The sequence below is a fragment of the Streptococcus sp. SR4 genome (assembly GCF_000517725.1).
Taxonomy (GTDB): Bacteria; Bacillota; Bacilli; order Lactobacillales; family Streptococcaceae; genus Streptococcus; species Streptococcus salivarius_F.
The window spans coordinates 1-20424 of the sequence record NZ_AZYW01000073.1 but is presented as its reverse complement, the minus strand read 5'-3'; the positions used below and the strand labels follow the sequence as shown (position 1 = coordinate 20424).

General features: G+C 39.1%; 14 protein-coding genes and 2 pseudogenes. 13 read left to right on the top strand and 3 right to left on the bottom strand.

The genetic code is table 11. The annotated features are described in order from the left end of the window. Positions 1-159, bottom strand: a pseudogene (locus HMPREF1519_RS10530) (helix-turn-helix domain-containing protein); the annotation flags it as partial. Positions 160-376: 217 nt separating this feature from the next. Between HMPREF1519_RS10530 and HMPREF1519_RS09925 the strand changes: the two are divergent. The 11 genes and pseudogenes from HMPREF1519_RS09925 (at position 377) to HMPREF1519_RS09875 (ending at position 15956) form a co-directional block, all read left to right on the top strand. Next, on the top strand, positions 377-898 hold the full coding sequence (locus HMPREF1519_RS09925; protein WP_197016868.1) for an RDD family protein: 522 nt from the start codon (positions 377-379) through the stop codon (positions 896-898). Between the two features lie 60 nt (positions 899-958). Then, the gene (locus tag HMPREF1519_RS09920) at positions 959-1402 is read left to right on the top strand and encodes an 8-oxo-dGTP diphosphatase (protein WP_037612085.1); all 444 of its coding nucleotides are present in this window, start codon (positions 959-961) and stop codon (positions 1400-1402) included. Positions 1403-1588: 186 nt separating this feature from the next. After that, a complete protein-coding gene (locus tag HMPREF1519_RS09915) occupies positions 1589-2938 on the top strand; it encodes a DUF262 domain-containing protein (protein WP_014634652.1) in 1350 nt (449 codons plus the stop codon). A gap of 4 nt (positions 2939-2942) precedes the next feature. Beyond that, positions 2943-4775, top strand: coding sequence for a GmrSD restriction endonuclease domain-containing protein (locus HMPREF1519_RS09910; RefSeq protein ID WP_014634651.1), 1833 nt, complete (start codon positions 2943-2945; stop codon positions 4773-4775). A 178-nt stretch (positions 4776-4953) separates the two neighbouring features. Beyond that, positions 4954-5829: pseudogene (locus HMPREF1519_RS09905) on the top strand (IS30 family transposase). Between the two features lie 488 nt (positions 5830-6317). Further along, the gene (locus tag HMPREF1519_RS09900; RefSeq protein WP_037612079.1) at positions 6318-10229 is read left to right on the top strand and encodes a GH32 C-terminal domain-containing protein; all 3912 of its coding nucleotides are present in this window, start codon (positions 6318-6320) and stop codon (positions 10227-10229) included. Between the two features lie 262 nt (positions 10230-10491). Beyond that, positions 10492-12525, top strand: coding sequence for a BglG family transcription antiterminator (locus tag HMPREF1519_RS09895; RefSeq protein ID WP_037612078.1), 2034 nt, complete (start codon positions 10492-10494; stop codon positions 12523-12525). Between the two features lie 3 nt (positions 12526-12528). After that, positions 12529-12813, top strand: coding sequence for a PTS sugar transporter subunit IIB (locus tag HMPREF1519_RS09890; RefSeq protein ID WP_037612076.1), 285 nt, complete (start codon positions 12529-12531; stop codon positions 12811-12813). A gap of 12 nt (positions 12814-12825) precedes the next feature. Further along, positions 12826-14172, top strand: coding sequence for a PTS ascorbate transporter subunit IIC (locus HMPREF1519_RS09885; protein ID WP_037612075.1), 1347 nt, complete (start codon positions 12826-12828; stop codon positions 14170-14172). 3 nt (positions 14173-14175) lie between these two features. Beyond that, entirely contained in the window at positions 14176-15033 is an 858-nt protein-coding gene (locus HMPREF1519_RS09880; RefSeq protein ID WP_037612074.1) for a transketolase, read from the top strand. Beyond that, the gene (locus HMPREF1519_RS09875) at positions 15030-15956 is read left to right on the top strand and encodes a transketolase family protein (protein ID WP_037612072.1); all 927 of its coding nucleotides are present in this window, start codon (positions 15030-15032) and stop codon (positions 15954-15956) included. Before HMPREF1519_RS09880 ends, HMPREF1519_RS09875 begins: the two co-directional genes overlap by 4 nt. A 91-nt stretch (positions 15957-16047) precedes the next feature. Here HMPREF1519_RS09875 and sdaAA read toward each other — a convergent pair whose 3' ends face one another. Next, positions 16048-16917: an L-serine ammonia-lyase, iron-sulfur-dependent, subunit alpha gene (gene sdaAA, locus HMPREF1519_RS09870; RefSeq protein ID WP_014634647.1), complete on the bottom strand. Its 870-nt coding sequence runs from the start codon at positions 16915-16917 to the stop codon at positions 16048-16050. Positions 16918-16929: 12 nt separating this feature from the next. Continuing rightward, entirely contained in the window at positions 16930-17601 is a 672-nt protein-coding gene (sdaAB, locus tag HMPREF1519_RS09865; RefSeq protein ID WP_037612070.1) for an L-serine ammonia-lyase, iron-sulfur-dependent subunit beta, read from the bottom strand. A gap of 276 nt (positions 17602-17877) precedes the next feature. Between sdaAB and HMPREF1519_RS09860 the strand changes: the two genes are divergently transcribed. Both HMPREF1519_RS09860 and uvrC read left to right on the top strand, forming a co-directional pair. Continuing rightward, positions 17878-18573, top strand: coding sequence for a YjjG family noncanonical pyrimidine nucleotidase (locus HMPREF1519_RS09860; protein ID WP_037612069.1), 696 nt, complete (start codon positions 17878-17880; stop codon positions 18571-18573). A gap of 72 nt (positions 18574-18645) precedes the next feature. After that, a partial coding sequence (gene uvrC / locus HMPREF1519_RS09855) for an excinuclease ABC subunit UvrC (protein ID WP_037612067.1) occupies positions 18646-20424 on the top strand: 1779 nt, incomplete at its 3' end.

Genomic DNA, 20424 nt, shown 5'->3' with positions numbered 1-20424 from the left:
TTTGACAATGGTTGGTAATGAGCGACCGAGCTCGATTCTCATCAGTTGTTTGACGGTTAATTCTTCTTCGGTATCACAAACTTGCTCACGTGTTAACCCTTGACGTTCACGTTCTTCACGAATTCTTTTTCCAATCTTGATTTTAATATCTTCTGACATACATAATTCCTTATGATTTAGATTTTAAATAATAATATAACGTAAAATTGAAATAAAGTCCAAAAGCCATAATAGAAGTAGTGTATAATAGAATCTACAGGTGTTTACAGTTATGAAACAATCTCAATTTGCGAGCTCAATAGCCAGCAGATTTTCTTCTCAAATATTATTTAGAATATTAAAAATGTTATAATAGGAGATGAGAAAGGGGGAGACGATGATGAAAATTATAGCAATAAACCCTATTCCGTTTAAAAAAAGAATGATTGAATTTCTATTCGATTATCTTTTCATTTTAGCTTATTTAGTTCTTCTGTTTTTAGGTTCTATGCTTATATACATTATTCTTTTTAATGGCGTCCCAGAGTTTACAGAAATTCAGTCGCAGTGTCTTGCATTTTTTACCTCTGTTTTGCCAATCACTCTACTTTTTACATTCTTAGATTATACAAATAATGGGAGTTTTGGGAAGGTAAAAGCGGGACTTCAATTGGTCTACCAGAAAAAAACAGTGCAAGCTAGCTTGATTAGAAACACCATTAAATTTTTGCCTTGGCAACTCGGTCATATGGGCACGATACATGGTGTCTATAGTGAGTTTGATGTGTTATCCATTAGCCTCTCTATTTCGGCGACTCTCCTTGCAGTTTTGCTACTGGCAATGACGATTTTTAGGAAAGATAAGAGACATCTGGGAGACCTACTAGCCCGTACACAAGTACAACTAAAAGAAGAATAGGGTAGAGATTGTTTATCCTATCCTTAAAGAAAAAGACAAACATAGTTAGGAAGTATTTGTATGAATGAGACTGTTGAGTTTACAAATCTTTGTATGGTAAGAGACGGCGATAGAGTTCTTGTTATTGATCGTAAAAAAAAGGACTGGCCAGGCATAACCTTTCCTGGTGGTCATGTCGAAGCGGGAGAATCATTTACGGAAGCAGTAATCCGTGAAGTGAAGGAAGAAACTGGCTTAAGGATTGCTTCTCCCCGGATTTGTGGAATGAAAGATTGGGTAGAAGACGGCATTTGTTATGTGGTTCTCTTTTATAAGACAGAAAAGTTTGACGGAGAATTAATATCCTCTGAAGAGGGGGAAGTCTGGTGGGAGGACCTGAAAGAATTGCCAAATCTAGACCTCTCTCTAGATATGGAGGATATGCTTCGTATCTTTCTTGAAGAAGACCTGTCTGAATTTTTCTACTACCAAGATGGAGAAGACTGGAAGTACGATTTAAAGTGAATTTGGATACTGATTCTTTTAATAATTAACTTGATAACTTTTTTTAGCAGTTAACCCAATGGTTGGCTGTTTTTCTTTGTCATAAATAAAAATTCGTCATCAATCTTGAGTTGACTTCTTAAAATGTTATAATGAGTGATATAAAACCGTATTTAAAGAAATTGAAGTAGATAGAGGAGTTGTTCAATGTCAAACTTGAATGAAAATTTGCGCATTGTCAGTGTTAGAGAAATGATGGTAGAAAGGTTAGCGATTCCTAATTATCAGAGACCGTATCGTTGGGGAACACAATCAGCACTTAGACTGATCACAGATACTTATGAGGCGTTTAAGAATAGAATTCCAGAATATCGAATGGGGTCTGTTGTACTCCACAGAGAAAACATAAATGACGCATCTTCTAAACTTAATATTGTCGACGGCCAGCAGCGCTTAACAACTCTTTCTATTCTTTTATTTGTGGTGTATGAGATACTTCAAGAGGCATCATATGCTAATCTTTCATCCTTGCTGAATGAGGAATATAATGAACTATCTAGAGAAGCGATCGTGCATAATTTCCAAATCATCAAGCGCAAGCTAAGAGAGTTTGACGGACAAGAAGTTAAAAAGTATGCTGATTATCTTCTTGATAACTGTTCTTTGGTAAAGATTATCACGAATGATGAGCAGGAAGCTTTTCAATTCTTTGACTCCCAGAATTCTCGGGGGAAGGCTCTCTCTCCACATGATTTGTTGAAATCTTATCATTTGAGAGAAATGAATGATGAATCTGAAAGTGATAAGATTGAGATCATACAAGCTTGGGAAAATAAAAATCAAAGCGAACTGGAGGATCTCTTTGCAGACAATCTCTTCCCCTTAGTGAGATGGTATAAGAACAAAAATGGCCTTCATTATTCTACTAAAGATATTCAAACTTTTAAGGGAATTAAACCTTCGAATCCCCATCATTTTGCGACTTATGCTAAAGCCTCTCATCTTTATGTGGAACGTTTTAATGCTGACAAAGTGTATGAGCTAACAACTGGAATTCCTTTGAATCAATTCCAGTTAACCCAACCCTTGATTGCTGGAAAAAGATTCTTTTCATACACTTTGCATTATGCCAACCTCTATAGAGAGATTGTGAACTTGGTCGATAGTAGATTTAATGAAGAAGAGGTCATAAAAAACGGAACTGGTGATCTCTATGTTTATAATCTCTTCATAAATATTTTGATCTTCTTTGTCGATAAATTCAGTATGAAGGAATTGACACCTGCAAGATTGTCTTTTCTACATAGATGGGCTTATTCTCTAAGATTGATCATGAAAGCAGTCTATAGAGAATCGGTAAATAAGTACGCACAAGGACAATCAGATCGTATCAATAAGGGATTGAATCTCTTTGCTTTGATTTCTGAAATGCAGGATCCGATAGGGTTGGATACCATTGTTTTAGATATTATCTCAAAGGAAGCTTTCCAGAATTCCAACGTGAATAAAAAACGCTATCAAAAACTCTATGATAAAGTATTTGGAGAGGAGGACTAGTCTAATGAGAAGTGAAAAGTATATTCAACCAGATGAATTGAATGTGGACAATGTTTTTGAAAATGTCAACTATGTCATCCCAATCTATCAACGAAATTACGCATGGAGAAAAGATGAAATTGAGCAATTGCTAATGGATATTGATGATCTTGACGAAACTAATTCAAGTAAATATTACCTTGGCAGTTTAGTGGTCAATCAAGTCCAACCTCGAGTTTATGAAGTAATCGATGGCCAGCAACGCTTAACTACTTTGTTTTTGCTTCTTCGTTATCTGGATCATCCTTCTGTAGAAAGAAATCCTTTGAAATTTGAAGCTAGAGAAAAATCGAACATCACTCTAGGTGAGATCGAAACTGTAATGGATAGTAAAGAGCCTTCTCTTTATTCAGAAGAGTTAGTAGAAGGATATGAAATAATTAAGAAATATTTCCAGAGCAAAAACGCTAATGATGATTATAAAAAACGGTTTAGAGATAAGTTTTCTACTGTAACAATCATCCGAACCCAGGTTCCTCAAAATATCGATTTGAATCACTATTTTGAGATCATGAATACTCGTGGAGAGCAATTGGAGCTCCATGAAATTGTGAAAGCAAAGATTTTGGGTGCTATCAAGTCTGAAAATGGATTCAGTGAAGAGGACAAAAAAGATAAACTAATTGCAGCTACGATTTGGGATGCTTGTGCACAAATGGACAACTATCTTCAGATGGTTCTCCCAGTAAAAATACGTGAAAAACTATTTAGTGCAAATTGGGATATGCTGAGGGTGGCTGACTTCTCAGATCTTCGTGACATTTTTAATGCAGAAAATAACAGTGATGAGACTCAATTTACCTTAAAAACTATCTTGCAAGCGCCGGATTCTACTGTGTCTAATCAAATTGATGATAGGGAAGAAGAAAATGAACGGTTTGAGTCTATCATTAACTTTCCAAATTTTCTTTTGCAGGTCAATGAAGCCATGGAGATGACTGAGACGGATCGTGATAGTGGATTAGATGATAAGCGATTCCTTGACTTATTAAAGGACAGATGGGCTAGTAAAGAAAAGGCCTTGGAGTTTATCTATGCTCTTTTGAAGTATCGGTATCTATTTGATCGTTATATTATTAAAAGAGAATATATCGGTGAATACAAGGTCGAAGGGAAATGGTCTTTACAAAAGCTCGTCATGTATGAGGATAAAAAGGGGAGAAAACCATCCTATAAATCTACTTTAGACTCAATGGATCAAGAAGAAGGAACGGATAATCAACAATTACGACTCCTAGAATCTTGCCTGCGCGTGACCTATACTTCCCCTAAGACCATGCACTGGATTGCTAGAGTCTTGACGAATGTGAATAAAGAGCAAGATGGCAAACTCCTTATCCCTACCTTAGAAAAGTATTGCTGCAAAAAAATTGAATCTTCAGATTATCGAAATCGAAGTGGATTTGGTATCGATCGGATTGTCTTTACTTATTTGGATTATCTGTTGGCGAGGGATAGAGCATCTGAATTTAGCAATTTCCAATTCCAGTTCAGAAATTCTATCGAACATTTCTTCCCTCAGCACCCTATTAACGCTGATAATTCAGTGACTGTTGAAAATAGAGATCTGTTGGGGAATCTTGCTCTCATCACTGTTTCAGCCAATTCAAAGTTTTCGAATCGGTTTCCAATTGAGAAGGTTGAGCATTTTCCAAATATAATAGAGCAAAGTCCCAAGTTGAAGGCGATGAGTGACCTGCTCAAGAAATATGATCGAAAATGGGATAATAACAGTGTCAAAGAGCACAATGCTAGCATGCTCAGTCTATTAGAAACGGAGATAGAAAAGTACAAATAAGTGTTAATCTTTTCAAAATAGTGAAAAGCTAAAAATTATAGGAAAGAAGAAAACTGTAAAGTAGAAATTGCAGTTTTTCTTTTTGATAAATTGTAAAATATAGTGCAACAAAAAAACTCATAGCGTTTCATTGGTGTAAACTGTAAGTAACCACACAAACAGAACCCGAGGAAAAACTATGAGCTACTCCCATCTTACCATAACGGACCGAATAAAGATAGAAACTTACTTGGATTTAGGTTTGAAATCTTGCCAAATTGCAAGTAAACTTGGTGTCCATAAGTCTACCATTTCAAGAGAGTTAAGACGATGCCAAAATGGTTATTCCGTCGTCTTAGCACAGGAACAGTACGACCACAGGGCTAAGCAAAAGGGTCGGAAGTCTTGTTTGACACCAAAGTTGAAAAAGAAAATTGAGAAGGGGTTAAAAGCCTCTTGGTCACCTGAACAGATTTGTGGTCGCTATCAGCTTGAACAAAAGCCAATGGTAGCTTTTAAAACCATCTATAATTGGCTCTATGCTGGTTTGATTGATCCGGATTTAAGCGTCCTGCGCCGAAAGGGAAAAAGTCGACAGCCCAAAGAAACACGTGGGACATTTAGGATTGGCACGTCGATTGCCAAACGTCTTAAAGAGGTCAGGAATCGCGAGACTTTTGGCCACTGGGAGCTCGATACTGTGGTGTCTTCCAGAGGCAAAAGTAAGGGCTGTTTAGCGAACTTTCTAGAGCGAAAAACTCGTTTTTACTTAGCTTTCAAGATACCAGATAGAACAGCCAAAGCCATGTTTTCAGCTATCGAACAACTTTGTAGGCTATTTCCAAAAGAGACTCTTAAAACCTTCACTTCAGACAGGGGAAAAGAGTTTGCCTGCTATCCTCTGGTGGAGAACTTAGGAATTCCCTTTTTCTTTGCGGACGCCTATTCTTCCTGGTAGAGAGGAAGCAATGAAAACTCAAATGGCTTACTAAGAGAATATTTCCCAAAGAAAACAGATTTAGCCGCTATCTCTGAGGAGGCTTTGAACAAAGCCTTATATGATATCAATCACTGACCGCGAAAATGTTTAGCTTACAGAACTGCTTGTGAAGCTCTAGAGGATGAGTTTGACTAAATGTTGCACTTATTCTTGCAATTTATCATTTTTAATCGAAATATGAATCTTTCGGGTGGGTCCTGGATGTGGAGTGCTAGCCTTTTGATTTTACTGGCTGCTTTTACCTAGCCTTTTGGGATTCATTGGGATTGCTATTGTAACCATTGGTATTATTGGAAATAGCTTGCTAACAGGCTCAGATTAAGCATAAGTATGAGACTTTCGAATGGCAAATTCGGAAGTTTTTCATTTATATGAAAAAGATGGTATTTTCAGATTATAGTGATATAATGATATTAAAAGCAAGCGTTTACCATTTTAATTTAAATCCTAGAGATATTTCCGGAAACTTTGACAGGCTTATTAATAAAGGCGAATGTATTGACTTTGAATTTTAATGAAAAGTGAGATAACATTTAATGTTACTCTAAAGAAGGAGAAGAGTCATGAATGATACTGTTTGTAAAAATTGGTTTATGCGTAAAAGTGGGAAAACTTGGGTCTATGGTTGTGCCTTGGTAAGTTTTGTAGGTTTGGCCCTGGCTAGTCCTGTCTATGCGGACCAAGTGGAACAGGCAACTGTGAGCCCAGTACCTCAAGAAGTGGTAGCTCAAACTGACCATCAAGTTGCCCCTCAAGCGGAGCTTGCTCCTAGCACGACCAAGGAAGTCCCCCAAGTGGTAGAGCCGAGCCAGTCTATTGTTTCCGAATCTGCAAAAACAGCTCAAGAGAATCCCACTCAGCCTAGCCCTGACCAGTCAAAAGAAGTACAAACACAGGCTAGTGAGGCTGAGAAAGTAACTAACCAAATGCAAGAAGCCGATTTGAATCAGACCAATCAAGAACAATCTCCAGTTGTAACGAATAGCACCAGTCCTGTTCATGTGACAGCGGAAAAAACGGATTTGCCTAATAATGAAGCAGTTACCAATCTTGAAGGGATGACCGCAGACCAAAATGGTCACTGGGAAATGCAGGCTGACGGTATTCATTCAGAAGCCAAAGACAAGGGAGACTCTTTCCTTTATTCTCAATCCGAGGGCAAGAATTTTATCTATTCAACAGATGTGACCTTCAAGGAAGCTGGTGGTGCCGCTGCCCTCATTTTCCGTGGTAACAATGATAGTAGCGATAAAAATATGTACGGGGTCAACGTAGACTCTGGTAACCATAAGGTTAAGTTTTGGCGTTGGGTCAATAATCATGATATTCAACTTGTAGATGAAAAAGATGTGGCACCAACTGCCGATGAAACCTACAATCTCAGAGTAGTTGCGGCTAATCAGTGGCTATCTTACTATGTCAATGATGTGCTTGTCGCAAGTACAGGTGACGCTGTTCTTCAAAAGAGTGACAAGGGCCAACCTCAAGTCCTTCCAGAAGGTTACTTTGGACTTCTTAATTGGAATGCCAATGTCATTTTTAAAAACACCCGCTATGTTAATCTTGATGATGCCAGTCTTCCTTTGATTGACAATCTTGTGGTGACCTCAAAGACAGGTTCTGTTGAAAAACAAGCCCAATTCTTCTCTGAAGAACCACTCCATATCCAATATGTGGGACACAATGCTGAGACAGTAGGCTTTGACATCACTAAGCATAATCCAAATGCTGTTATCAAGGTAGAGGATGCCAAGGGAAATGTCTACACAGATATTTCACAATTGCCAGTGGCTGTAGGTGCCAATTACTTTATTATTGAAAGTAGTATGACTGATTCACTAGGCCGTCCTGTGACCTTGACTTATCGTGTTAATATCCACCGCAGACAGAACGATGATGTGTATTACAACGAGCTTTATCGTGATCAGTATCATTATTCTGTCAAGGATGGCTGGGCTAATGACCCTAATGGTTTGGTCTTCTACAAGGGACGTTACCATCTCTTCTATCAATTTTACGATGATACCAAATGGGGTCCAATGCACTGGGCCCATGCGACCAGCCGAGACTTGCTTCATTGGGATGAAGAGCCGATAGCCTTCTATCCAGATGCGACAGGTCACATGTTCTCAGGCTCTGTCGTGGTTGATAGTACCAATAGTTCAGGCCTCTTCAAATCTCCGGAAGGTGGCCTGGTAGCTATTATCACTTCAAATGGTAATGGGCAACGGATTGAAATTGCCTATAGTGAGGACGAGGGTAGAACTTGGCAAAAATATGACAAGGTAGTTGCCGACTGGTCTCAGGACCCCCTTCAAAACCAAGATTTCCGTGACCCTAAGGTCTTCCGCTGGGATAACCAATGGTTTATGGTCCTTGCAGGTGGTCCACTTCGCATTTATTCTTCACCAGACTTGAAGAACTGGCAAGTGGAAACAACCTACAAGGATTTGCATACGGAATGTCCTGACCTTTATCCGATTGTAGCCAATGATGGCGCACTCAAGTGGGTCCTCTCACGTGGCGGTCGTTCTTACAAGGTTGGTGATTTTAAACAAGTGGATGGCAAGTGGGCCTTTGTAGCTGATGATGTTTACCAAGACCATGACGAAACCATGAATTTTGGTAAGGATTCCTATGCTGCTATGACTTATTATGTTCATGATTTTGGAACAGCTGACCATCCAAACATCCCACAATTGACTGAAATTAACTGGATGAACACTTGGGAAGATTATTGCAATCTGGTTGCAGATACTGTAGGTCAAAAATTTAATGGTACCTTTAACCTTAACCTTGACCTTGGTTTGGTTAAATCAGGCGATCGTTACCTTTTAACCCAAACCCCTGTTAAGGCCTATGAAAGCCTTCGTGACACAGACAACGCTCAGTATTTTGAAAATGTCATAGTAGCTTCTGATAATGAATTGCTTAAAGATTTCAAAGGTGACACGTATGAAGTGGTTTCTCACTTTGTACCAGGCAAGGACACGACAGCAGTTGGATTTAACCTTCGCGTCGGTGATGGTCAAGCTACTAAGGTCATTTACGATTTAACTAAGGAAACTTTGTCTATTGACCGTAGCCAATCTGGTACTATCCTTTCAGATGCTTTTGCTAAGGTTAATAGTCAACAAGTGACTCGCAATGAAGATGGTTCAATTGATTTGCATCTTTATGTGGACCGTGCGAGTGTGGAAGTCTTTGCTAAGGGGAATACGGTAGCTGGTGCTAATCAGATTTTCCCAAGCCCAAGAGCCGTTGGAGCGAGCGTCTTGGTTGAAGGTGGTCCAGCCAAAGCAAATATTGCTATCTACCCAATTAAGAGTACTTGGACTGACAAGAAGGAAGTTACTAAGGCTGTTGCTATGAACACCACAGTTGCAGGTCATTTGGCCCTTGAAGTTGGTCAAAGTAAGGACTTGCAGGTTTATCTCGCACCAGCTTCTGAAGAGCAAGATGTGACATGGACAGTAAGTGATCCAAGTTTGGTGTCATATACCGAACATGACAATAAACTTTCTCTCAAAGCTCTTCACAAGGGTCATCTCACTGTCACAGCAACCTCTGTTGAAAACCCTTCATTGACCAAGACCTTTAATATTGACATTACGCTCAACAATTTTGCGACCAACCTTAAAGGTTTGAAAGCTGTCACTGGTGACTGGTATATTGATGACGATACCCTTTACGATAGCAATGTTAGTGCCAATGACTTCTTCATGGCCTATGAAAGTAATGGCTTCAAGCAATTTGACTATGATATCGATGTCAAATACCAACATGGTTTGGTCAACCTCTTTGTAGCTGCGGAACGTGAAGAACCAGGTCGTGCCTACTCTGTCCAATTTGCTGACAACGACACTGTTCGTCTCTTCCGTTTTGGTGGTGAAACCATCGCTGAAGCTCACTTGGATAAAGCTATCAATGACGGTCAGTACCACCACGTCAAGGTTGAAAAGGGCAAGGACACTATGACAGTCTATGTCGATGGCAAGGAAGTACTCCATCATCAATTTGATGCTGTGGATAATTACTTCAATCATGCCCATGTCGGTCTTGGTCTTTGGGATGGCTCAGTAGAATTCCAAAACTTCTTCGTAACTGAAAAAATGACAAACACAAGCAGTGACACTACTGACGAACCAATCAAACCTGATCCTCAGCCAGAACCAAGTCCAGAGCCAAATCCGGAAAATAAACCAGTTGAACCTGAGCATCAGCCTGAGGTTGCTCCAGAGCCTGAACCAACTGGGCAAAATAATGGTCACGACAGTACAAACACTGTGCCAGATCCATCTCAGGATAATACTGGTAAGCAAGAAGAAAGTAACACTCCAGTGGAAACACCAAAGACTGTCACACCACTAGTTGAGAACCTCCTCAAAAAATTCAACGCATTTAGTCTCTCAACCTTCCTTGCGAATATTGCCAAAGAAACATGGCACTTTTTGACAAATTGGTTATTCAGCTAAAATCAAAACGTTGAAAAGGCTATGTAAGAAGAAAAAAACTTAGAAGTATGAGTGCTTCTAAGTTTTTTTGTTAAGAAATATTTCTGAAAGAAATTTAGTTTCTTTTCAAAAAATTCGATTCTGTAAGTTGCTTTATTTTACAATCTATTAGAATATTATCTTGGGCACAATCTACGGAGTTTTTACAGTACTCTAAATTGTGCCCTAATTAGCTTTATAATCTGAAAGCGGTATCATATAATTTAAGTAGAAAGGTTAAAAAATGATTGATCATAAAATTATAGTAGTCTTGATAACCTTACTGGCTAATCAAAGTCTTTCATTATATGAGTTATCTGTAAAAACTCGATTCTCTATAAAGGATGTTAGAGATTGTATCAATCAATTAACTATCTATCTCTCTAATCGTGAAATTAAAATTGAACAAGATAAAGGGAGGTATTATGTTACAGGTATACTAGACAGAAAAAATATAACGACATTAATTGGTTCTGAAGAATTGCAGCTTCCAAAAAGGATTCGTTTACATTTAATTTACCTTTACACTTTTTGTCGTACTGATTTTGTTTCGAATTGGCACTATCAAGATTTTTTAAAGGTTAGTAAGAATACCACTTTGTCTGATATTCGTTCTTTGAGAAAGAATCTGCAAACTCATCACTTGGATATAGAATATTCTAGATCTCAAGGATACATTATACTTGGTGATGAAAAACAGAAACATTTGATGGCTTTTAAAGTCGTTAATGAGTTACTAAATTCTCCTGTCGGACTTTGGGGACTTGAATATGTTATTTCTGCTTGGCCTCATGGCATTACTTTTGAGATTTTAAATAAACTTGTTCAGGATTATTCAAAAATTCTACACCTTACGCCAATTTCCAATAAGCTACAAGAATGTTTGTATGGAATAACACTTATTCTATGTCGTTATCAAAGGAAAGTTTCCAGAGTAGTTTCAGAGGAGATAGAGGTTCCTTCTCAGATACGTAATTTGGCAGATATTTTATTGGATAATGCTTATGATTTAGGGGGATTTGATAGTAATTTTACTCAATCAGATCGCCAATATATTGCTGGGCTCTTATCTAGTGGTTTTGAAGGAAATACATCTGTTGATTTTTCTTATTTCAAAACTTTAACTGATCAAATTGTAGAAAAAATGGAAAGTATCTCACTTTTACAATTTTCTCAGCAAGGCACGCTCAAAGAAAATTTGATTAAGCATTTGATTCCAGTTTACTATCGCTTAAAATTTGGTCTTCCTAGTTCAAATGATTATACAGATAGAATAAAAGAACAGCATCCAGATTTATTTGAATTTGTTAAGGAATCCTTGGAGCCATTGTCAAAGGTTGTAGGCTTACCTATTCCAGACAGTGAAATAGCATACTTTGTCGTTCATTTTGGAGGTTATCTTAAGAAGAATGAGACGTCGACTAGAAAAAACTACAGAGCGGTTATTGTTTGTCCGAATGGTACGAGTTCTTCACTAATGATAAAGGAAAATCTACGCATTTTATTTCCTCAGGTTAGCTTTATCGGAGTCACTCGAGTAGATCGTTTGCACGAGTTTAAGGATGATGAATTCGATTTAGTATTTTCAACAGTCAAGGTTGAGACTCAAAAACCTCAGTATTTAGTATCAGTAATGATGTCTGTTGAGCAATCTTCACAATTAGTGCAATTAGTCTCAAAAGATTTCCCAGAAATGGATCCCAAAGATATTGAGCTAGAGAGATTGCTTGAGTTGATTAAACGATTTGCTTCAGTATCACAAGAGTCAGAATTACGCATTGCTCTGAAAAATTTTATATACGAAGAAATGCAGAGAAAGGAAGTGTTACCTTTGTTACAAGATTTAATTACAGAAAAAATGTTTCAAAGAAGTTCAGAAAAAATGGGATGGAAGGATGCTATTCGAAAAGCATCTCAACCAATGCTAGAAAGTGGCCAAATTACTGCAAACTACCCAGAAGCAATGATTGGAAAAGTCGAGGAATTTGGACCTTTCATTAATTTAGGAAAGGGTATTGCGATTCCTCACGCTAGACCTGAAGATGGTGTTAATGAAGTGGGGATGTCTATGTTGGTTTTAGACCATCCAATTTATCTGCTGGATGATCCAGCACAAGAAATTCGTTTATTAATTTGTATTGCTGCTGTCGATAATCAAACTCACCTAAAAGCATTAAAACATCTTACGATGATTTTACGTGATAATGCAAAGGTTGAAAGATTGTTAACAGCTCAAGAGTTTAATGATATCAAAGAAATTATTCAACAGGAGGATTAAATTATGTTGAGAATTGGTACAGCGTGTGGTTCAGGATTAGGTTCTAGCTTTATGGTTCAAATGAATATTGAATCTATTCTTAGCGAACTAGGAGTGACTGGTGTTGAGGTTGAACACTACGATTTAGGTGGTGCGGATCCAAGTGCTGCGGATATTTGGATTGTTGGACGTGACTTGGAAGATTCAGCAGGACACCTAGGTGATGTAAGGGTACTAAATAGCATTATCGATATGGATGAGCTGAAAGAATTAGTAACTAAAATTTGTGAAGAAAAGGGTCTTATTTAGGAGGTTCTATCAATGATTAAGTTCTTATTAGATATTGTAAGTACACCAGCTATATTGGTGGCTTTAATCGCTATTCTAGGTTTGGTGCTTCAAAAGAAAGCAGTACCAGATATTATTAAGGGTGGTATTAAAACGTTTGTAGGTTTTCTAGTTGTATCAGGTGGTGCTGGAATTATTCAAAGTTCTTTGAATCCATTTGGAACTATGTTTGAAAAAGCCTTCCATCTATCTGGTGTTGTACCGAATAATGAAGCGATTGTGGCGGTTGCTTTGACAACTTATGGTTCAGCTACAGCTATGATTATGTTTGCAGGTATGGTCTTCAATATCCTTATTGCTAGATTTACTCGTTTTAAATATATCTTTTTGACAGGTCACCATACATTGTATATGGCATGTATGATTGCTGTAATCCTATCAGTTGCTGGATTTACTAACTTACCATTGATTTTATTGGGTGGTCTAGCTTTAGGTATTATCATGAGTCTATCGCCAGCTTTCGTTCAGAAATACATGGTTCAATTAACTGGTAATGATAAAGTTGCCTTAGGTCACTTTAGTTCATTGGGATATTGGTTAAGTGGATTTGTTGGTGGTCTTGTTGGGGATAAAACAAAATCAGCAGAAGATATAAAATTCCCAAAAAGTTTAGCATTCTTACGTGATAGTACTGTAAGTATTACAATTTCAATGTCAATTATCTATCTAATCGTTGCCATTTTTGCAGGTTCAGGTTACATTGAAAAAGAATTGAGTAGCGGTACTAGTGGTTTAGTTTATGCCCTTCAATTGGCTGGACAATTTGCTGCTGGGGTCTTTGTCATCCTAGCTGGTGTTCGTTTAATTTTAGGTGAAATCGTACCTGCCTTTAAAGGAATTTCTGAACGCTTGGTTCCAAATTCTAAACCAGCTCTTGACTGTCCGATTGTTTATCCATACGCTCCAAATGCTGTCTTAATTGGTTTTATCTCTAGTTTCGCTGGTGGTTTGGTAAGTATGGCCCTTATGATTGCTACTGGATCTGTTGTCATTTTGCCAGGTGTTGTTCCTCATTTCTTCTGTGGAGCAACTGCAGGGGTTATTGGTAATGCCTCAGGTGGTGTTCGTGGAGCAACAATTGGTGCCTTTTTACAAGGTGTTCTGATTAGCTTCTTGCCAGTATTCTTGATGCCGGTTCTTGGTTCTCTTGGATTCCAAGGTTCTACCTTCTCAGATGCAGACTTTGGTTTGTCAGGAATTATTCTTGGTGTTCTTAACCAAGTTGGCTCACAAGCTGGTATCATTATTGGTCTTATCGTTGTCCTTGCAGCTATGGTTGGCATTTCTCTCGTTCATAAAGCACCTGCTAAGGAGGAGTAAGCTATGGCCCTAAGTCCAAAAGAGGTACATGAATTAAAATCTTTTGCTACTGAAATTAGATTAAATACACTGGAAACCTTGAATCATTTAGGATTTGGACATTATGGCGGAAGTCTATCTGTCGTTGAAATTCTTGCCGTTTTATATGGCAAAGTGATGAATATGACTCCAGAGCTATTTAAGGAGAAGGATCGAGATTACTTCGTCTTATCTAAAGGCCATGCGGGTCCTGCACTATATAGCACCCTTTATTTAAAAGGATTTTTTGATAAAGACTTTCTTCACTCTTTAAATACTAATGGTACACGGCTTCCGTCACATCCAGATAGAAATCTAACTCCAGGAGTTGATATGACGACAGGCTCTTTGGGTCAAGGAATTAGTGTTGCTACTGGAATAGCTTATGGACAAATTATAAATGATTCTCCACATTTTACTTATACAATAGTTGGTGATGGTGAATTAAATGAGGGCCAATGTTGGGAAGCAATTCAATTTGCAGCACATCATAAATTGAGAAATCTGATCGTATTTGTAGATGATAATAAAAAGCAACTTGATGGGACGACAGAGGAAGTTTGCAATCCTGGTGACTTTGTTGAGAAGTTTAAAGCCTTTGGATTTGAGGCACTTCGTGTAGATGGCTCGGATATTAAGGAAATTTACGATACGATTATTGAATTGCAATCTTCGACATCTAACCAACCAAAATGTATTGTCCTAGATACTGTGAAAGGACAAGGAGTTCCTGAGCTTGAAACTATGACCGCTAATCATCATTTACGCCCTTCAGATGAACAAAGAGCAATGTTAGAAAAAGCAGTGTTTGACTTGCGTAAGCAGCTGGAGGATATGGTATGAAAAGAGAAGCAAAAGAAATGCGTCTAGTGTACAGAGATTTCCTACTTGATGTTAATAAAAGTCATCCGGAAGTTGTTGCATTAGAAGCGGATCTATCGAGTTCAATGGGAACAAATAATTTAGGGAAAGCATTTGGCATGCGATACATTAATGGTGGAATCATGGAATCAGAGATGGTCGGCCTTGCTGCTGGTTTATCTATCCAAGGGTTTAAACCTTATTTCCACACGTTTGGACCATTTGCTTCAAGGAGAGTATTTGACCAGTTGTTTATCTCGCTTGGCTATGCTCAATTAAGTGCAACTGTTATTGGATCAGATGCCGGTGTTAGTGCTGAGATGAATGGTGGAACCCATATGCCTTTTGAGGAACTTGGTCTTCTTCGATTAGTTCCTAATGCTACCGTTTTTGAAGTGAGTGATGATGTGCAATTTGAGTCAGTATTGCAGCAGACTTTACAATTGAGTGGCTTAAAATATATTAGAACTATTCGGAAAAAACCAGTTCCCCTATATAATGGAGATGAAGATTTCTCTAAAGGGTATATAGAGCTTAAACGAGGAAACGACCTCACTTTGGTTTGTTCTGGAATAATGGTTGCACCTTGTTTAGAAGTAGCGAATTCTTTGGAAAAAGAAGGTTATTCGGTTGGTGTCATTGATCTCTTTCGTGTTAAACCTATTCATCCTGAAGCGGAAACTTTGCTGTCAGATAAACCAGTACTAACTGTTGAAAATCATAATATTATAGGTGGTTTAGGTAGTGCAATCTGTGAAATGATGGCGACCAAAGTCAATACGCCAGTTTACCGACTTGGTATAAAAGAACGTTTTGGCCAAGTAGGACAACAAGATTATCTTCTTAAGGAATATGGTCTAGATAAAAATAGTATCAGACGAGAAATCCAACAGATTCTATCTTAAGTTTAGACATATCTGAAAAAGGCAAACATCTTTCAGTAGATGTTTGCCTTTTATAGTTTTGAATTAGTAATTCACGGATGTCGACTGATTCTCACCCAAAAATTTCTTTTGCGAGTGCCTTTCCTTTCGGAGTTGCTGCTAAGCCACCCTCAGCAGTTTCCCGAAAGGCAGTTGGCATGGCTGAACCTACTTGATACATAGCATCAACGACCTGATCGACTGGAATGGCTGATGTGATGCCTGCCAAGGCCATGTCGGCAGCAACTAGGGCAAAGCTTGCTCCCATGGCATTACGTTTGACACATGGGACCTCAACCAGTCCGGCTACAGGGTCGCAAATGAGTCCCAACATATTCTTAAGCACAAAGCAGATGGCCTGGCTGGCTTGGAAGGGTGTTCCACCAGCAGCCATTGTAATAGCGGCAGCAGCCATAGCAGAGGCGGAACCGACTTCGGCTTGGCAGCCACCCTCGGCACCAGAAATCGAGGCATTATTTGCGATGACTAAGCCAAATGCACCCGCAGTGAAGAGAAAATCCAATTGTTGTGATTCGGTTAAGCCCAGTTTTTCGATAGCAGTTGTAAGAACAGCAGGCAGACAGCCAGCAGATCCAGCAGTAGGTGTGGCACAAACCAAGCCCATCTTGGCGTTAGATTCATTGACGGCCATGGCATTTCTAGCAGCACCCAAAACAGCAGAATCAGCCAAGGTCTTTCCATTTTTGATATAGGCATCCAGTTTGGCAGCGTCTCCCCCAGTTAAGCCAGTTGGTGATTTCTCAGGAGACAAACCAGCCTGAACAGATTCCTTCATCACTTCAAGATTTCGAGCCATAAGAGCTAGAATTTCAGGACGTTCCCGTCCAGTTAGCTCTGTTTCTGTAGCAATCATGAGCTCGGCGATATTGCCTTGGTAATCTCGGTCAGCTTGTTGAACTAATTCTTCAATAGTGTAAAACATGCAATCCCCCTCTTAGCTGAAAAAGTTGACATTATGTAGATGAGGAATTCTAGCGATTTCAGTGACGGCCTCATCACACTGATGCGAGTCAATTTCAATAATCATAATGGCCTTTTCACCCGCATTTTCCCGAGTAACAGTCATTTGGGCGATGTTGATGCCATAACGCGACAAAATATCTGTGACAAGGGCGATCATTCCTGGAACGTCTTGGTGGACAATGATAAGAGTCGGTGTATTCATCTTGAGATTGACCGCAAAACCATTGAGTTCAGTTACTTGGATATTCCCTCCACCGATAGAAACACCTGTAGCAGAAATAGTTTTTGTATCATTTTTTAAGGTAATACGAGTTGTGTTGGGGTGCGGTGCATTACTATCCTTATTAATTTTCCAATAGACCTTAATGCCTTTTTCGTATGCGATATCCAGGGCGCGTGGAATGTCAGGATCATCAGTTTCCATACCTAAAATACCGGCCACTAGAGCCACATCTGTCCCGTGACCTCGATAGGTCTTGGCAAAGGAATTAAAAAGTTGAAATTCTACCTCAGTCGGTGTTTCACCAAAGATGGCAGAAACAATCTTGCCAATACGAACAGCTCCTGCAGTATGACTAGAGGAAGGCCCGACCATGACAGGTCCGATGATGTCAAAAACGGATTGAAATTTTATATTTTTCATAACACGCCTCGTTTGATTAATCTTGTATTTTCAGTATACCACGAATTAGAGAGATTCGCTGTTTAAGTAAAAATCTATAGGAATAGTAAAAAACAACCGACTTTAAGTTTTCTTTAAGGTTCAATGGATATAATAGCAGTCTATTAAGTAAGCAATACTTATTTTTCATAAATCTGAGAGGGCGGCCTGCGGGTCGTCCTTTTGTGTTTCTTTATTTATATATAGCTAGATGTGGTAAAATAGAGCCTAAAGATTTCCAGTTAGAAAGGACATACCATGACCTACACTCATTTACTTTTCGACCTTGACCACACCCTCCTAGATTTTGACCGTGCTGAAGATTTGGCTTTGACCTACCTTCTTGAAGAGGCTGGGGTGGCTTCACGAGATCTTAAAGTTTACAAGGATCACTATATTCCCATGAACCGTTCCATGTGGGAAGACCTCAATCATGGTTTAATCACTAAGCCAGAATTGCTTCGCACGCGCTTTTCTCGTCTTTTTGAGCATTTTGGACAGGAGATTGATGGCAGTCACTTAGCTGGCCGTTACCAGCATTTCTTGAGCCAACAGGGGCAGGAGTTGCCTCAGGCCCATGCCTTCTTATCGAACGTTAAAAATCGCGGTCACAAGATTTATGCAGCAACTAATGGTGTTAGCTACATCCAACGTGGTCGTCTGCAAGCCTCAAGCATCTTGCCTTTCTTCGACGATATTTTCATTTCAGATGAAGTGGGTGCCCACAAACCGTCTACGGACTTTTTTGAAAAAATTGCGGATCAGGTGAATGACTTTCATCCCGATTCAGCCCTCATGATTGGTGATAGTCTAACTGCAGATATCCAAGGTGGAAATAATGCAGGAATTGACAGCATTTGGTTTAATCCAAAAGGTTTGGTTAATGAGACTCCAGCTATTCCAACCTATCAAGTCAAAAACTACCAAGAAATTTTGACGATTTTGAGCAAATAGGCCACTTTTCAAAATTGTATTCACCCATGACTATTAAGAGCTTTTCAGCTCTTTTTTTGCTACAATGAAAGCATGAATGATCTGATTAAACATAAGCTGGAATTGCTCCCAAACAATCCGGGGTGCTATCTTCACAAGGACAAATTCGGCAATATTATCTATGTCGGTAAGGCTAAAAATCTAAAAAATCGTGTGCGTAGCTATTTTCGTGGAAGTCATGATACCAAGACGGAGCTTTTGGTATCTGAGATTGCAGACTTTGAATTTATCGTAACCGAGTCCAATATTGAGGCCCTGCTTTTGGAAATTAATCTTATCCAAGAGAATATGCCTAAATTCAACATTCGCCTCAAGGATGACAAGTCTTACCCATTTATCAAGATTACTAAAGAACTCTATCCAAGGCTCTTGATTACCCGCCAGGTTAAGAAGGATGGTGGTCTCTATTTTGGTCCTTACCCAGACTCTGGTGCGGCCAATGAAATCAAGAAGCTGTTGGACCGTATTTTTCCCTTTAAGAAATGTAAAAATCCCGCCAACAAGGTCTGTTTCTATTACCATATTGGTCAATGTAATGCCCATACCATCTGTCACACCACTGAGGACTATTGGCAAGGTTTGGTTGAGGATGTCAAGAATTTTCTAAACGGTCATGATGATAAAATCGTTAATCAGCTTAAGGCCAAGATGAAGGATATGTCTGACCAGATGGAGTTTGAGCGTGCTGCGGAGTATCGTGATTTGATTGAGGCGGTATCAACGCTTAGGACCAAGCAAAGGGTTATCCGTCAGGACATGCAGGACCGTGATATCTTCGGTTACTACGTGGACAAGGGGTGGATGTGTGTTCAGGTTTTCTTTGTTCGCCAAGGGAAACTCATTCAGCGTGATGTCAATATGTTCCCATATTATAATGATGCTGAGGAAGATTTTCTAACTTATATGGGTCAATTTTACCTGGATAGTCGGCATCTCAAGCCTAGGGAAATTTTTATTCCTGGAGACATTGATCAAGAGTCTGTCGAAGCTCTGGTCGGAGATGAAGTCAAGGTTTTTAAACCACAAAGAGGCGAGAAAAAGCAGTTGGTTAATCTGGCGACGAAAAATGCCCGAGTCAGTTTGACCCAAAAATTTGATCTCCTCGAAAAAGACTTGGCTAAGACCCAAGGAGCTATTGAAAATCTAGGCAAACTCATGGGGATTCCGACACCGGTCCGTATCGAGTCTTTCGATAACTCTAATATCATGGGAACTAGCCCTGTCTCTGCCATGGTTGTCTTTGAAAATGGTAAACCTAATAAAAAAGAGTACCGCAAATATAAGATTAAGACTGTTGAAGGCCCTGATGATTATGCCAGTATGCGTGAGGTCATTCGTCGTCGCTATAGTCGTGTCAAACGAGATGGTTTAACGCCACCAGACCTCATTATCATGGATGGTGGTCAAGGTCAGGTCAATGTCGCCAAGGACGTCCTTCGTAATGAGCTGAATCTATCTATCCCAGTTGCAGGTCTTCAGAAAAATGACAAGCACCAAACCAATGAATTGCTCTTTGGGGATCCTTTGCGAGTCATTGATTTGCCACGTCAATCCGAGGAGTTTTTCCTCCTTCACCGCATTCAGGATGAAGTTCACCGCTTTGCCATCACCTTCCATCGTCAAGTCCGTAGTAAGAATAGTTTCAGTTCTAAACTTGATGGCGTGGAGGGGTTAGGACCTAAGCGCAAACAAAAACTCCTCAAACACTTCAAGTCTATGACAGCTATCCAAAAAGCTACTGTTGAGGATATCCATTCCCTTGGCATTCCAGAAAAAGTAGCAGAGGCTCTGTTAGATAAATTAAATGATAAC